Raw genomic sequence first — 13,925 nt, 5'->3', positions numbered from 1 at the left:
CGACAAAAAGTCGTAACCGCAGGATGGATACATGCAGTTCAACAACTGGCTGCGTCGGGACTCAAAATCGGGGTCCCACGGCCGATGAAACAGCTGATCGCGAACCTGAAGGCGCTGGGCCCGGTAAAGCTGGGTGCCATGGGGGCCGTGGCGGTTGCTGTGCTTGGGCTGATGGCGGCATTGGTGCTGACCGGTGGTCCTTCCCCGTCAGCAACGCTGTATTCGGGTCTCGGCCTCAAGGATGCCGGCCAGATCACCGCGACGCTGAAGGCTGCACACATTCCCTATTCGATCGGGGAGGGCGGGCATAGCGTCCTGGTTACGCCCGCCCAGCTCGACGAGGCGCGGCTTCTGCTGGCGCAACACAACCTTCCGGCCGGCTCGTCCGACGGCTTCGCCATCTTCGATCACAAGAACCCGCTCCTTGGCTCCAGTTTTCTGAACCGGATCGACGAAACGCGCGCCCTCGATTCCGAACTTGAGCGGACGATCGACCTGATCCATGGCGTCTCGGCGTCCCGCGTGCAGGTTGTGCTTCCCCGGCGCGACGAGTTCAGCCTCAGCACGGCGCCGGCCCAGGCCAGCGTGATGCTCTCGCTCGCTGGCGCCGCACCGCTCGATCATGAAAGTGTCGATGCGATCCTCAACCTTGTGGCTTCGGCGGTGCCGGGGCTGAAACCGACCAACATATCGATCGTCGACAACCGGGGCGATCTGCTCGCCCAGGCCGGGCGCACCGACGACTCGCTGCTCAACGCCCGCGATGCGGCGCTGAAGCGGTCGACCGAACACCAGCTGTCGGACGCTGTCCGGTCGATGCTGGCTGCCGTGGTCGGACCCAGCGCCGTGCGGGTTGTTACCGCCGTGTCGATGGATTTCGATCGCAGCGACCAGACCTCGACCACGTATGACCCGAACGGACAGGTCGTGCGCAGCCAGGAGCAGACGCGTTCGAAAAGCGCGCGCAGCAACGGGGCGAACAAGACCGTATCGGTTTCAAACAACCTGCCCGGCGCCCAGCCTAAGAGTTCGTCGCCGACGCGGCTCGATACCCAAAGCAAGTCGACGCAGACGACCAACTACGAGATCAGCCAGAGCGTGAAGCACATCGTGCACGCGACACCGCAGATTACCCGGATCAGCGTTGCCGTGATGCTCGATGAAGTGCCGTCCAAAGGGCCGAAGGGGCAGGTGGTCTGGAAGCCCCGCACGGCCGCGCAGATCACGCAGATCCGGGATCTCGTCAAAACCGCGATCGGCTACAATAAGTCGCGCGGTGATGTGGTTGATGTCCAGTCGCTGCAGTTTGCGCCGAACCAGTTGCCGGCCATGCACGCGCCCTCGCTCCTTGACCGCTTTCTTTCGAGCGGATTGCTGATGCCGCTGCTGCGCATGCTGCTGGCCGCAGGTGTCGCCATCGCGGCGCTGCTCGTGGTCTTCAAGCCAATGGTCCGCCGCATTCTCGAACCGGTGGTGGCCGCAATCGAGCCGCCTTCGACGGCGAATGGCGAGCAAACCGCAGCGATCGCGGGTCCGGCCAGTGTCGATGAGACCAATCCGGTGAAGGTCATCGCCGACCTGATCGAGCGGCATCCTGACGCAAGCGTAGCGGTGCTGCGCGACTGGATCGGCCAGGAACCGGTGCAATGAGCGAGACGGACGAGCTTCAGCTCAAGGGGCCTGCGCGGGCGGCGGCGCTGATCCTTGCCCTCGGCGAGGAAGCCGGCGGGAAGCTGATGGCGCTACTCAGTGACGACGAGCTACGCGAGGTGTCGCGCGCCATGGTCGCCCTCCGTTCGGTGCCGGCGGCGACCATCGAGGCGCTCTGCCTTGAATTTGCCGGACGGATGGGGCGGACCTCGGGCGTGTCGGGCTCGGCGGAACTGGCGGAGAGACTGCTCCGCAAGATGATCCCGCCGGGCCGGGTCGACCAGATCCTTGAGGATATCCATGGCCCGGCGGGCAAGAATATCTGGGACAAGCTCGGCAAGGTGAACGAGTCGGTGCTCTCCGATTATCTCTGCCACGAACACCCGCAAACGGCGGCAATGGTGCTGTCAAGGGTTACTGCCGAGCATGCGGCCCGTGTCATCGCGTTGCTGCCGGAACCTCTGGCGATCGAGGTTATCGAGCGGATGCTGACGATCGAAGGATTGCAGCGCGAAGCGGTCGACGATGTCGAACGGACCCTGAAGGTCGACTTCATGGTCAATCTTTCATCGAGCATTCAGCGAGATCCACACGAGAAGCTCGCGGAAATCTTCAACTCGTTCGACCGCACGGTCGAGAGCCGCATGTTCAGCGCGCTGGAAAACCGCAACCAGGAAGCCGCCAGCCGCATCCGCTCGCTGATGTTTACCTTTGAGGATCTCATCCGTCTTGCGCCGCGGGATATCCAGACCGTCCTGCGCGCGGTCGATAGCGACATCATGCCGCTTGCCCTGAAGGGGGCTTCGGAAAAGATCCGCGATCTGTTCATGAGTAACATGACCGAACGCGCCGCGAAGATGCTGCGCGAGGATATCGAGGCGCTCGGCCCCGTCAGGCTGCGGGATGTCGATGCAGCACAACTCACGATCGTGAGCACCGCCAAGGAACTCGCAGCCCAGGGCGAAATCGAGATCGGTACCGGAAAGGAAGACGACCTTGTCATCTGATATCACAGAGCCGACCCCCAACGGGCAGACCCTGTCGGATCTGCAACTCGCACCCGTTTCCCGCCGCCCCGCGGGGGATAGTGGCGACTCCCAGCGGCCGAGCCGGGATCTGGAGGCAGTTTACGATATTCCCGTGCTCGTCAGCGCCGTTCTGGGGCGCTCGACGATGCAGGTCAGCCAGTTGCTGAAGCTCGGGCGCGGCGCCGTTGTCGAGCTCGATCGCAAGGCGGGGGACCCGATCGACATCTTCGTCAATAACCGCCTGATCGCGCGCGGCGAGGTCGTGATGCTCGACGAAACCAAGCTCGGCATCACGATGACCGAAATCGTCAAATCCGACCGCAACGGATAGGACGGCCATGCGGGTTCTCATCATCGGTTCGTTGTCGGGTGAGCTTGGCGTCGCGGCGCGCATTGCGGCTTCCCGCGGTGCCACGCTTGCCCAGGCGGAAACCATCGATGCGGCCCTGCACAGCCTGCGTACGGATGCGCGAACCGACCTCATCATCTGCGATGTCAAGCATGACCTCTGCGAACTGATGAAGCGGCTTGTGGCCGAGCGGTTCACCACGATGGTTGTCGCAGCCGGTGCCGAGGACGACGAAGATGCGGCGGTGGACGCGATCCGTGCCGGGGCGCGGGAATATCTGCCCCTGCCGCCGGATTCCGACCTGATCGCGGCCATCCTGTCGGCCGTATCGGCGGAGCAGCAGGGCGAGTTCATTGCTCGCGATCCCGCCATGCGCGCGGTCCTGGCCCAGGCGGATCAGGTGGCGCAGTCCACCGCGTCGATCCTGATCATGGGCGAGAGCGGCACCGGCAAGGAGGTGCTGGCTCGCTACATTCATGGCCGCTCACGGCGTAGCAAGGGGGCCTTCGTGGCTCTCAATTGCGCAGCTATACCGGACACGCTGCTTGAGTCGGAGCTGTTCGGTCACGAAAAAGGGGCATTCTCCGGCGCGATCGCACGGCGCGCCGGCAAGTTCGAGGCGGCTGATCGTGGCACGCTTCTGCTTGACGAAATCGGCGAGATGGATGTGCGCCTGCAGGCCAAGCTGCTCCGCACGCTGCAGGAACGCACGGTCGACCGGTTGGGTGGCGACCGTCCGGTGCCGGTGGATGTGCGCATCCTCGCCGCGACGAATGCCGACCTTGGTGCCGCGATTACGGATGGACGTTTCCGCGAGGACCTGTTCTTTCGTCTCAACGTTGTCACTCTGCGGATTCCGCCGCTGCGCCAGCGCCCGGATGATATCGCGCCGCTCGCACATCATTTCGTGGCGCATTATGCCCGGTTGAACGAGGCGGGGGTAAAGCACCTGACCAGCCGGGCAGTGGAACGCCTGCTTGCCCATACCTGGCGCGGGAATGTGCGTGAGCTTGAGAACACGATGCATCGTGCGGTCCTGCTGTCGCCGGGTCCGATGATCGATGTCGAGCATATCGGCCTCTCGGGCGAAGCACGGGATCAGCCGGGCATGCTCGATGCCGGAGAAGCTCTGGCGTCGGGCGGCACGATTGGCGCGCTTGTCGGGCGGCGGGTCGAGGATGTCGAACAGGCGCTGATCCTGGAGACGTTGAATCGCTGCCTCGGCAATCGCACCCATGCGGCAACCATTCTCGGCATTTCCATCCGTGCGCTGCGCAACAAGCTGCGTGACTATGCCACCCGTGGTGCCGATGTTCCGGCACCCCATAACGGTGTTGCCGCCTGATGGCTGCTACAGATATCGCAACTCTGCGGGGGCGTCTGCAGGAAATCCGGATCGGCACCGATATCGGTCTCGCGGTCGGTGTGGTGTGCATCATCACCATCCTGATCGTGCCGCTGCCGCCTTTCCTGCTGGATACCGGCCTGTCGCTCTCCTTCACCGGCAGTATCCTTGTGCTCATGGTCGCGCTGTTCATCCGCCGGCCGATCGACTTCACGAGCTTCCCGACGGTCCTTCTGCTGACCACGCTGCTTCGCCTTTCCCTTGACATCGCCGCGACGCGCGAAATCCTGTCGCACGGCAATGAGGGAGCCGAAGCCGCCGGCCACGTGATCGCAGCCTTCGGCGGCTTTCTCATGGGCGGCGACCTGCTGATCGGGCTGATCGTTTTCGCGATCCTGATCGTCGTGAACTTCATCGTGATCACAAAGGGCTCCACCCGCGTCGCCGAGGTCGCGGCGCGGTTCACCCTGGATGGTATTCCCGGCAAGCAGATGGCGATCGATGCCGAGCTCAATTCTGGCGCGATCAACGAGGTGACGGCCCGCCGCAAGCGTGCCGACCTCGAGCAGGAAAGCGGCTTTTACGGTGCGATGGATGGTGCCGCGAAATTCGTGCGCGGTGACGCGATCGCGGCACTGATCATCACGTCCATCAACATCGTCGGCGGCTTTGCCATCGGCGTCGTGCAGCGCGGCATGTCAGTGCATGACGCCGCATCGGCGTTTACCACTCTCTCGATCGGTGAGGGACTGGTATCGCAGATTCCCGCACTGCTGGTTTCGGTGGCCGCAGGTATCGTGGTGACCAAAGGCAGCGCTGAAGGTACCGCGGATGCCGCGCTGGTGGCCCAGCTCAGCCGCTCGCACAAGCCGCTGGCGATTGCATCAGCCGGCGCCTTCGTACTCGCAATCCTGCCCGGGTTGCCGTTCATCCCGTTTCTCGCCTTGTCAGGCCTTTCGGGGTGGGGGGCATATTACCGATGGAAGAATCCGCCGCAGTCCGACCATGAGGTGGCGACACCGGAACCCGCTGGCCCGGCGGAGCCGCCGATTACCGATGCGCTGAAAATCGACCAGATCAGGCTCGAACTCGGCTATGCGCTGCTTGTTCTGGCGGGCGGCGACACGCCCCGCCTGACCGAACAGATCAAGGCGCTGCGCCGGGCGATCGCCACCGAAATGGGCTTCATCCTCCCGCCGGTGCGGATTCAGGACAACATGCAGCTGGCGGCGACGACCTATTCCGTGCGGATCAAGGAGATCGAGGCAGCATCGGGCGTTCTGCAGCCGACCCGGTTGCTGGCCATGACGCCCTCGGGGACCCGGCCGGAGCTGCCGGGCGACCCGACCACCGAGCCTGCCTTTGGCCTGCCGGCGATCTGGATCGACCAGGTAGACCGTGAAAGGGCGATCGGGCTCGGATGCACGGTGGTCGACCCGGCGAGCGTGCTGACCACGCACCTGACCGAAGTGGTCAAGGACAACATGGCTGAAATGCTTTCCTTCGCCGAAGCCCAGAAGCTGCTTGACGACCTGCCGCGTGAACAGCAGCGCCTCGTTACCGACCTCATCCCGACGCATTTCTCGGTCGGCGGGGTCCAGCGCGTGCTGCAGGCCCTGCTGGCCGAGCGCGTATCGATCCGTGATCTTCCGACAATCCTCGAGGGCATTCACGAGGCGGTCTCGATGCAATTGCGGGCGATCCCGGCCATTGCCGCGCATGTCCGCACCCGCCTCGCTCGCCAGCTGACAGATGCCCATACCGGATCGCACGGATATGTTCCGCTCGTGATCATCGGCACGGAGTGGGAAACCGAGCTCACCGAGGCGCTGGTGGGCCCCGCCGAGGCGCGGCAGCTGGCGCTTGCGCCAAACCGGCTGACCGAGTTCACGCGACGGCTCGCGCAGGTTTGCGAGGCCGCAGGTGCCGAGGGCGAGACGCCCGTGCTGCTCACCAGTCCGCAACTTCGCGCCCATGTACGGGCAATCGTCGAACGTATCCGTCCGACCACCCCAGTGCTTGCCCAGACCGAAATTTTCCCGCGTGCCCGTATCAGAACCGTTGGAGCGATTTGAATGAAAGTCAAAGTGATCAGGTCGGCCTCCATGCGCGAAGCATTCGCCGAGGCCCATCGCCTGCTCGGCCCTGATGCGCTGATCCTCGACAGCCGACGTCGGGGGCGTGAATTCGAGATCACCGTGGCGCTGGATCCCGAAGTGCCGCAGGATTCGACCAATCCCTGGCGGCAGGCGCTGTCGTTCCATGGTGTACCGGCTGAACTCGCGACCGCGTGGGCGGATCAGTCGCCGGACGAGGCCGTCGCCGGCACGTTTGCCTTTGGCAAGCTCGATTTCGACCGCCCGCTGATCATCGCCGGTCCGCCGGGTGCCGGCAAGACGATGACGACGGTGAAACTTGCCACGCGCTTCACGCTCTCGGGTATTCGGCCCACCGTGATCAATGCCGACCAGAACCGTGCGGGGGCTTCTGCCCAGCTTGCCGCGCTCTGCCGGATCCTGCGGGCCGAATTCATCGACACCGCCGCCAATACCAAGGCCATCCGGCGGCGGCCGGCCACGCTGCGGCCGACATTGATCGATCTGCCGGGCATGGATCCGTTCGACAACGCCGAGATGGATACGCTCCGCTCGATGGCGGAGGAGGTTGGCGGGACCGTGGCGCTTGTGTTGCCAGCCGGCCTTGATGCGGCCGACAGTGTCGAGATCGCCTCGCGGTTTCATGATGCGGGCGCAACCTCGCTGATCCCGACCCGGCTTGACATATCCCGCCGTCTCGGCGGCCTGGTCGCGACCGCCGGTGCCGTGCCGCTCACCTTGACCGAGGCGGGAACCTCCGGGCGCGTCAGCGATGCGCTCGAGCCCGTAACACCCGCCTTCATCGTCGAGCGCCTGCTCGCCGCCTGCACCGCCAGCGACGCTGTTGCTCATGCGGCCTGAGCCCGCCTTTCTCCGCCCCGCCGGCGTGTCCGCTCTCCATGACCGCGCGCAGCGTTCCGCGGTAACGGCCGTGCCGCGCACGCAGCCGCGACTGATTGCCATTGCATCTGGCAAGGGCGGCGTGGGCAAGACCTGGCTCACATTGTCGCTCGCGCAGGCGATGAGCGCGCGCGGCGCGCGTGTTCTGGTTCTCGATGCGGATTTCGGGCTCGCCAATGCCGATATCCAGCTCGGCCATCTTGCCGAGTCCGATATCGGGGCGGTCCTGCGCAACGAGGCGTCGCTCGCGGACAGCATCGTCAGGGTCGGCCAGGGCGGGTTCGACCTGCTGGCCGGAGAGGCGGGCTCAGGCACCTTCTCCGGCCTCGATCCAGTCGTGATCGAGCGCCTCGTGGGCAGCCTGCTGGATGCGAAGACCAGATACGACATCGTGCTGCTCGACCTCGGCACGGGGGTCGAGCCCGCATCGCGCCATCTCGCGGCGCTGGCAGATACTCTGGTTCTGATCTCCACCGGCGATCCGGCGAGCCTGACCGATGGCTATGCCGTGCTCAAGCTGCTCCAGCGGGATCGGGCTGATCGTGGAGCCGCCGTCGATGCGCGGATCGTGATCAACCAGATCGAGACCGAGCCTGCCGGCCGGAGGGCGCATGCCGCGCTGGCGCGCGCCGCCCGCGGCTTCTTGCGCCTTGATCCGCCGCTGCTCGGCATCATACAGCGGGACGACAATATCGGCGAGGCGATCCGCGGGCAGCGCCTGTTTCTCTCGGAATTCCCGCAATCCCCCACTGCAGCGGTCATTCAGTCGATTGCTCGCAGGCTGCTCGCTAAATAGGCGCTGGAGCACTTTCCGATCCGTTCGGATCGGATGTCGTGTTCTATCATATTGACAAAATTAATATTTTTACCCGATCGGATGATGCTCTAGCTGTTCAGGGGATCTGTTCGGCGGGCCCGGAAGCCTCGCGGGCCATCGGGTGGTGCTCTTCCATGAGCTTTTGCAGTCGCTCCGCGAGGACATGCGTGTAGATCTGCGTTGTCGAGATATCGGCATGGCCGAGAAGCGTCTGCAGGCTGCGCAGATCAGCGCCGTGGGCGAGAAGATGGGTCGCAAAGGCATGACGCAGCGCGTGCGGTGAAAGCCGGCCGGGATCGATCCCCGCCGCGAGGGCAACCCGCTTGAGCAGGCGCGCGAAAGCCTGTCGGGTCATCGGCATGCCCTTGCGGCGGCCCGGAAAAAGGTAGCGCGCCGGCCGCTCGGGGTTGGTGTCGAGCAATGTCTTCGCCGCATCTCGCGCCGCTGCGGACAGCGGCACGATCCGCTCGCGTCCGCCCTTGCCGCGGATCAGCAGCATGTTGCCATCCAGCGGTAGCGCATGGGCGGGCAGTTCCAGCATTTCCGAAATCCGCATTCCGGTCGCATACAGGATTTCCAGCCCTGCCTCCGCAACTCGCCCCGAGGCGCCAGGGAGTGTGCCTGCCGCGGCGAGCAAAGCGCTCACCTCCGCCTCGCTGATCGTTTTCGGGAGCGTCCGCGGCTGCTTGGGCGAGGAAGTGAGGGAAGTGGGGTCGTCGTGGCGCTGGCCGTCGCGCAGCAGGAAGCGCTGGAACTGCCGCAGCGCCGAGAGACGGCGGGCCTGGGTGCGGGCGGAAAGCCCTGCGGCCGCAAGGCTGGCGAGATAGTCGGTCACGATCGTGGCATCGGCGGCAGCCGGCCCACTGCCGCGCGAGGCGCAGAACGCGGCGAAATCGGCGAGATCGGCCTGATAGGCAAGAACGGTGTTCTGCGCCGCCCCGCGCTCGGCAACCATCGATTCAAGGAAAGCTTCGATATGCCGCTCTAGTGCCATGCAGATTTTGTGGTAATCCGCGCGACGATGTCCGACAAGAGTTTTCATGCCGCCGGCGCACCCGCGGCTCATCCAGGGCGCAGCATCGTGCTGATCGGGCTGATGGGCGCGGGCAAGTCGGCGGTGGGTCGGCGGCTGGCCGCGCGGCTTCAGCTGCCATTCCACGATTCCGATGCCGAAATCGAGGCGGTTTCCCGCAAGACGGTTGCCGAGATCTTCGCGTCCGAAGGCGAGGCGGCGTTCCGCGCCCGCGAGAGGGAGGTGATCGCCGGCCTGCTCGGTGGCCCGCCCGTCGTGCTTGCGACGGGCGGCGGCGCCTTCATGGATCCGGATACCCGCGCCGTGATCGGGGAACGGGCGATTTCGGTCTGGCTGCGCGCAACCATCGGCGTCCTGCTCGGCCGGGTGCGCGGCCGGACCCACCGGCCACTGCTTAACCAGGGCGACCCTGGCGAGATCCTCGCAAGGCTTTCCGCTGTCCGCGGGCCGGTCTATGCCGGGGCGGACATTATCGTCGACAGTACCGAGGACTCACCGGACATGACCACCGAGACCGTTGCCGCCGCCCTTGCCCGCCATGCGCCGGCGCAGATCGTGCGGATCGACCTGCCCGATGCCGGGTATGACGTGGTGATCGGCCGCGGATTGCTCGATGGTGCTGGCGCCCGCCTTGCCGCGGCGCTGCCGGCACGGCGTGCCGTGGTGGTCACTGACGCGAATGTGGCGCAGACCCACCTGCCGAGGCTAGAGCGCGCGCTCGATGATGCGGGCTTCATCCATGAGCGGATCGTCGTCCCGCCAGGCGAAGGATCGAAGAGCCTCGCCCGCTTCGCCACGCTGGTCGAGGACATTCTCGCACTGAAGCCGGAGCGGCAGACCGCGATCATCGCCCTCGGCGGCGGGGTCATGGGTGATCTGGCCGGGTTTGCGGCGGCGAGTGTGCTGCGCGGATTGCCCTTTGCGCAGATTCCGACCTCCCTGCTGGCGCAGGTTGATTCCAGCGTCGGCGGCAAGACCGGGGTGAATTCACGCCATGGCAAGAACCTCGTCGGTGCGTTTCACCAGCCCCGCCTTGTGATCATTGACAGCGATACGCTGGCCACCCTGCCGCGCCGCGAGGCCGCCGCCGGCTATGCCGAGATCGTCAAGGCCGGGTTGATCGCAGATCCCGCGCTGTACGACTGGTGCGAGAGCCATGGCGCGGCACTGCTCGGCGGCGACCAGGGCTTGCAGGAAGAAGCGGTCGCCCGCGCCGTCGCCTTCAAGGGGCGGGTGGTGATGGAAGATCCGCGCGAACAGGCGAAGCAGGATGGCCGCGCGCTGCTCAATCTCGGCCACACCTTCGCCCACGCCTTCGAGGCCGAAACCGGCTATGGCGCGGCGCTGCTGCATGGCGAGGCGGTGGCGATCGGCCTGGTCTGCGCGTTTGATCTCTCGGCCCGGCTCGGCCATTGCGATGCGGCGATCGCGCCGCGCATCGCAGCACATCTGCAAGCGGTCGGCCTGCCGCACCGGATCGGCGGCTGGAGCGCCGAGGCGCTGCTCGGTCACATGCAGCGCGACAAGAAGATGCGCGATGGCAGGCTGGCCTTCGTGCTGGCCCGCGGCATCGGCGGCGCCTTCACCAGCCGCGAGGTGCCGGTGGAGGCCGTTCGGGCGACGCTGATCGCCTGCGGCGCGGGCTGATCGTCGGCGATGTATACTCCGCCGGCCTTTGCCGAGGATGATCCGGCGGTCATTGCCGGCATCATCCGCGCCTGTCGCCTGCCGATCCTGGTGACGGCCACCGCGGCAGGGCTGGAGGCGACGCATCTTCCGCTGTTCCATCGCGCCGATCCGGCCCCTCACGGCACGCTGGTCGGGCATCTTGCCCGCGCCAACCGCCAGTGTCAGGCGCTACGCGATGGCGCGCCGGCGATGGCGATTTTCCAGGCGCATGATTTCTACGTCTCGCCCGGCTGGTATGCGACCAAGCGGGAGACTGGCCGTGTCGTGCCGACCTGGAATTACGAGGCGGTGCATGCGCGCGGGCCGGTAGAGATCGTCGAGGAGCCGGCGCGGTTGCATGAGATCGTGGCGACGCTGACCGACCGCGAGGAGGCATCGCAGCCCGCCCCGTGGCATGTGGGCGATGCGCCGGATGATTTCATCGCCGGCCAGCTGAAGGGGATTGTCGGGGTCGTGATGCGGATCGACACGATGATCGCGAAGCGCAAGCTCAGCCAGAACCGGCCGCCGGCCGATCGCGCCGGCGTGATTGCCGCGCTCGCCGAATCTGGCCGCACCGAGGAGGCGGCGATCATGCGGGAGCGGGAGGCAGCGGCGGATCGACCTGTCCCAGAACCCAGCCCTCGACCGCGCGGATGATGGCCGAATCGCCCGGCAGTCCTGCCTCCGTGCCATCTGGCGCGCCATCGATCACCCGGATCAGCCCCAGCACGCCAAGCAGGGAGTCGAATGCATCCTCGCCCTCAGGTGCGGCGCCGAATCCATCCCCGATCCGGGCGATCAGCTCCGGCGCGGAATCGTGACGGCAGGCGGTGAAATGCGCGTGCAGCGCGGGGGCAAGGCGAGACCGGTCCGATTGCCGACGCTTGCTCCCGGCCAGTCTGAGCCCGGTCTGCACCATGGCCTCGGCGGGATAGGTCTCGGCAATGGCGATACGATCGGGCGCGAGCAGGTCGTGAAACGCACCGGCAAAGGGCCAGAGGCGCAGTGTGAGCCCCTGCGCCAGGGCTGGCAGCAGGCAATCCCGCCAGCCTGAAATGGCTGCCTTGCCGCATTGGTTGGCCCCCATCGTCCAGAACAGCGGCGCGCCGGCCGGCCGCCTTGCGGTCCGACAATCGACCGCGCGGCGCAGCGAAGCCGCACCGTCCATCCCCAGCGCGGCCGCGAGACGGGCCATCTGCCCGGCGCCGGCCACGGTCTTCAGCGGGTAGAACGGTCGACCAAGGCTGATTTCGGCAAGATTGGCGCAGGGGTGAAACAGGGGGGCAGCGGGATCGAGCCGTTCAAACCACGCCACGAAATCGTCGATGCCGGCGGCACGCGCATAGGCACGGGGCAGGCCGATCGGGAAGTCGACGCCGAGCGCAACAGCAGCACCGGCGGCGCGTTCGAGCAGCCGTGCGGCGAGGGTTGCGGCTTCGCCCACCTTTTCCGGCGCTTCGATGCGCCAGCGCCCAGCCTCGCGCCGGGCGACGCTCATCCAGCGCTTCGCGGGGCTCACGCTCCAGTCGGCATGAACCGCGAGAACCGGGCTCACGAAATTGTATGATTGCCGTAACGAGCCTGCCATTGCTGCGCCATTCTCCTGTGGTCAATCAATGCGAACATCATTCGAGGTCAATCCATGGACGCCCGTTATCGCCCATCCATCCAGGTCCTGCACTGGCTGATCGCCGCAACCGTCATCGGACTCGTGATTGCCGGGCTGCTGCTGCATTACGACCTGATTTCGAAATCCGTTCACCGCCCGCTCGCGGTCATCCACATGAGCTTCGGCCTTGCCATTCTCGCGCTGATGGTGGTTCGCCTCATCATCCGGCGCCGCTCTGGCGTGCCGCCGCTGCCGGAGACGATCGGGCGCCCATTCCAGATCGCGGCGCATGCGACCCAGATGCTGTTCTACGCGCTGCTGCTGGCGATGCCGATCTTTGGCATCCTGTTCGTCGAGGCGCATGGCCGCCCGGTGCCGTTCTTCGGGCTGTTCACCCTGCCTGTCATTGTCGGCAAGAATCACGGCGTGCAGGAGGTTTTCGAATTCCTCCATTTCTGGGGAGGGATCGCCATCATCCTGCTGTTCGCAGCCCATGTCGGCGGCGCCGTGCGGCATGAGATGCGCGGCGAGCATATCATCCGGCGGATGTTGCCCGGTCGCCGCTCAGCGTGAGGGCATGGCGGGGGCGAGCCGGCCGCCGAGGCGCACCGGCTCGACCGCCAGCGCCCGCCCGTCCGAGGCGATTCGGATCAGCGCGCCGCACACCGTCGCCTCACCCTCGGTCGGGTGCAGCCGCTCGCCAGGCATCTTGCGGATGAACCGGCCGATCGCCGCCTCCTTGGTCATGCCGATCACGCTGTCATAATCGCCGCACATGCCGACATCCGCCATGAAGCCGGTCCCCCCGGCCAGAACATGGTGATCGGCGGTCGGGATATGCGTATGGGTACCGAGCACGGCGGTGACCGCACCGTCGAACCGATGGGCGAAGGCCATTTTCTCGCTCGTCGCCTCGCCGTGGAAATCCACCATGATCGCCGCATGGGTAACGCCGAGCCGCACGCGCGACAGAACCCCTTCCAGCGCGCGGAACGGGCAGTCCATCGGGTCCATGAACAGCCGGCCCATCACCTGCGCGATCAGCACGCGTCGCCCATCCGGCAGGGTGATGTCGACCACGCCATCGCCCGGGGTGCCCGGGGGAAAGTTGAGCGGCCGGATCACCCGCTTCTGCTGGGCGATATAGGGGATGATCTCCTTGCGGTCCCAGGCGTGGTTGCCGAGGGTGATGGCATCCGCCCCGGCGGCGAACAGGGCGTCCGCCATGTCCGGCGCGAGGCCGAATCCGTGGGAGGCGTTCTCGCCGTTGACTACCGCGACATCGGCGCCGAGTTCCTGTTTCAGCCGTGGCAGGGCGGCGATGACGGCCTCGCGCCCGGACCGGCCCACAACGTCACCCAGATAGAGAAGCTTCATCACTGTCGTCTGCATGGCGACATGCGGTATTCGCTCCGCGCCGGTTGGGC

General features: G+C 66.0%; 13 protein-coding genes. 10 read left to right on the top strand and 3 right to left on the bottom strand.

Features of this window, described 5'->3' with window-relative positions; translation table 11 throughout:
• Positions 1-84 precede the first annotated feature (84 nt).
• From fliF to B7Z76_RS05010, 7 genes are read left to right on the top strand one after another with little or no spacing between them, the layout of a single operon-like run.
• On the top strand, positions 85-1,650 hold the full coding sequence (gene fliF, locus B7Z76_RS05040) for a flagellar basal-body MS-ring/collar protein FliF (RefSeq protein WP_291342528.1): 1,566 nt from the start codon (positions 85-87) through the stop codon (positions 1,648-1,650).
• Positions 1,647-2,657: a flagellar motor switch protein FliG gene (locus B7Z76_RS05035; RefSeq protein WP_174502614.1), complete on the top strand. Its 1,011-nt coding sequence runs from the start codon at positions 1,647-1,649 to the stop codon at positions 2,655-2,657. The genes fliF and B7Z76_RS05035 overlap by 4 nt, the downstream gene beginning before the upstream one ends.
• Positions 2,658-2,697: 40 nt before the next feature.
• A complete protein-coding gene (fliN, locus tag B7Z76_RS05030) occupies positions 2,698-3,009 on the top strand; it encodes a flagellar motor switch protein FliN (RefSeq protein WP_371808643.1) in 312 nt (103 codons plus the stop codon).
• Between the two features lie 7 nt (positions 3,010-3,016).
• Positions 3,017-4,372, top strand: a complete 1,356-nt coding sequence (locus tag B7Z76_RS05025; RefSeq protein ID WP_291342525.1) for a sigma-54 dependent transcriptional regulator — start codon at positions 3,017-3,019, stop codon at positions 4,370-4,372.
• Positions 4,372-6,447, top strand: coding sequence for a flagellar biosynthesis protein FlhA (flhA, locus tag B7Z76_RS05020; protein WP_291342523.1), 2,076 nt, complete (start codon positions 4,372-4,374; stop codon positions 6,445-6,447). Before B7Z76_RS05025 ends, flhA begins: the two co-directional genes overlap by 1 nt.
• Positions 6,448-6,477: 30 nt before the next feature.
• Entirely contained in the window at positions 6,478-7,329 is an 852-nt protein-coding gene (locus tag B7Z76_RS05015; RefSeq protein WP_291342521.1) for a GTP-binding protein, read from the top strand.
• Positions 7,330-7,354: 25 nt separating this feature from the next.
• On the top strand, positions 7,355-8,164 hold the full coding sequence (locus tag B7Z76_RS05010) for an AAA family ATPase (RefSeq protein ID WP_291342519.1): 810 nt from the start codon (positions 7,355-7,357) through the stop codon (positions 8,162-8,164).
• A gap of 97 nt (positions 8,165-8,261) precedes the next feature.
• Here B7Z76_RS05010 and B7Z76_RS05005 read toward each other — a convergent pair whose 3' ends face one another.
• Entirely contained in the window at positions 8,262-9,179 is a 918-nt protein-coding gene (locus tag B7Z76_RS05005; protein WP_291342517.1) for a site-specific tyrosine recombinase XerD, read from the bottom strand.
• Positions 9,180-9,206: 27 nt separating this feature from the next.
• On the opposite strand from B7Z76_RS05005, the gene aroB reads away from it, so the two are divergent.
• Entirely contained in the window at positions 9,207-10,865 is a 1,659-nt protein-coding gene (gene aroB / locus B7Z76_RS05000) for a 3-dehydroquinate synthase (RefSeq protein ID WP_291342515.1), read from the top strand.
• A gap of 9 nt (positions 10,866-10,874) precedes the next feature.
• A complete protein-coding gene (locus B7Z76_RS04995; protein WP_291342514.1) occupies positions 10,875-11,546 on the top strand; it encodes an FMN-binding negative transcriptional regulator in 672 nt (223 codons plus the stop codon).
• Here the strand turns inward: B7Z76_RS04995 and B7Z76_RS04990 are convergent.
• Positions 11,479-12,444 carry a hypothetical protein gene (locus tag B7Z76_RS04990; RefSeq protein ID WP_291342512.1) on the bottom strand — a complete coding sequence of 322 codons (966 nt, stop codon included), beginning with the start codon at positions 12,442-12,444 and terminating at the stop codon, positions 11,479-11,481. The genes B7Z76_RS04995 and B7Z76_RS04990 overlap by 68 nt on opposite strands.
• A gap of 87 nt (positions 12,445-12,531) precedes the next feature.
• Between B7Z76_RS04990 and B7Z76_RS04985 the strand changes: the two genes are divergently transcribed.
• Entirely contained in the window at positions 12,532-13,071 is a 540-nt protein-coding gene (locus B7Z76_RS04985) for a cytochrome b (RefSeq protein ID WP_291342510.1), read from the top strand.
• Here B7Z76_RS04985 and B7Z76_RS04980 read toward each other — a convergent pair.
• Positions 13,063-13,875 carry a TIGR00282 family metallophosphoesterase gene (locus B7Z76_RS04980; protein ID WP_174504755.1) on the bottom strand — a complete coding sequence of 271 codons (813 nt, stop codon included), beginning with the start codon at positions 13,873-13,875 and terminating at the stop codon, positions 13,063-13,065. The two genes, B7Z76_RS04985 and B7Z76_RS04980, sit on opposite strands and share 9 nt — an antisense overlap.
• Positions 13,876-13,925 lie beyond the last annotated feature (50 nt).

Source organism: Acidiphilium sp. 20-67-58 (assembly GCF_002255515.1).
Classification (GTDB): domain Bacteria; phylum Pseudomonadota; class Alphaproteobacteria; order Acetobacterales; family Acetobacteraceae; genus Acidiphilium.
The sequence above is the reverse complement of the archived record's forward strand: the minus strand, read 5'-3'. Positions and strand labels throughout refer to the sequence as shown.

What these genes read in the sequence shown, in the direction of transcription:
- B7Z76_RS05035 (WP_174502614.1), top strand. Translation starts at nt 1,647, where the DNA reads ATGAGCGAGACGGACGAGCTTCAGCTCAAGGGGCCTGCGCGGGCGGCG.
- B7Z76_RS04995 (WP_291342514.1), top strand. Translation starts at nt 10,875, where the DNA reads ATGTATACTCCGCCGGCCTTTGCCGAGGATGATCCGGCGGTCATTGCC.
- flhA (WP_291342523.1), top strand. Translation starts at nt 4,372, where the DNA reads ATGGCTGCTACAGATATCGCAACTCTGCGGGGGCGTCTGCAGGAAATC.
- B7Z76_RS05025 (WP_291342525.1), top strand. Translation starts at nt 3,017, where the DNA reads ATGCGGGTTCTCATCATCGGTTCGTTGTCGGGTGAGCTTGGCGTCGCG.
- B7Z76_RS05005 (WP_291342517.1), bottom strand. Translation starts at nt 9,179, where the DNA reads ATGGCACTAGAGCGGCATATCGAAGCTTTCCTTGAATCGATGGTTGCC.
- aroB (WP_291342515.1), top strand. Translation starts at nt 9,207, where the DNA reads ATGTCCGACAAGAGTTTTCATGCCGCCGGCGCACCCGCGGCTCATCCA.
- B7Z76_RS05015 (WP_291342521.1), top strand. Translation starts at nt 6,478, where the DNA reads ATGCGCGAAGCATTCGCCGAGGCCCATCGCCTGCTCGGCCCTGATGCG.
- B7Z76_RS04980 (WP_174504755.1), bottom strand. Translation starts at nt 13,875, where the DNA reads ATGAAGCTTCTCTATCTGGGTGACGTTGTGGGCCGGTCCGGGCGCGAG.
- fliF (WP_291342528.1), top strand. Translation starts at nt 85, where the DNA reads ATGAAACAGCTGATCGCGAACCTGAAGGCGCTGGGCCCGGTAAAGCTG.
- B7Z76_RS04985 (WP_291342510.1), top strand. Translation starts at nt 12,532, where the DNA reads ATGGACGCCCGTTATCGCCCATCCATCCAGGTCCTGCACTGGCTGATC.